Origin of the sequence: Lactobacillus sp. ESL0701, from assembly GCF_029433445.1 — a bacterium.
Classification (GTDB): domain Bacteria; phylum Bacillota; class Bacilli; order Lactobacillales; family Lactobacillaceae; genus Lactobacillus.
Window position 1 is genome coordinate 1 of record NZ_JAQTIC010000017.1, and the last position, 407, is coordinate 407.

Consider the following 407-nt stretch of genomic DNA (forward strand, 5'->3'; position numbering starts at 1 on the left):
AATAATACCAGTGATACTTCCGCGTCCAAGAGTTTAACCGATAAGAGTTCATTAGCAGCTTCTTTGGCTAATTCATTGGCCAGCAGTATGGATGCCAGTCAAAACTCAAAAGATGCTGCCGATGTTGATGATATTATTGATAGCGCAACAATTGCAGGAAACTCAGAAGCTGCTTCTAATGATTCGCAGGTTGATTCAGACTTTATTTCAGGCATAAATGTTGCCAGCAATTCATTCCAAAGCTTAATAAGCAATAGTTACTCACGTTCGGCTAGTTTGGCTAGTGATGCCGCGCAAAGTTTTGCCAACAGCTTGTCTAGATCAAACACGATTAGTAAGCTGAATAGTCAAAGCATCAGTTTGTCAGTTTATAAGAATAAGAGTTTTGCCGATTCAGATTCGCAGAG

The 407-nt window shown here is 40.0% G+C and carries 1 protein-coding gene; it reads left to right on the forward strand.

Features of this window, described 5'->3' with window-relative positions; genetic code table 11:
- On the forward strand, nt 1–407 hold a 407-nt coding region (locus tag PT281_RS07790), incomplete at both ends, for a hypothetical protein (protein WP_277153507.1).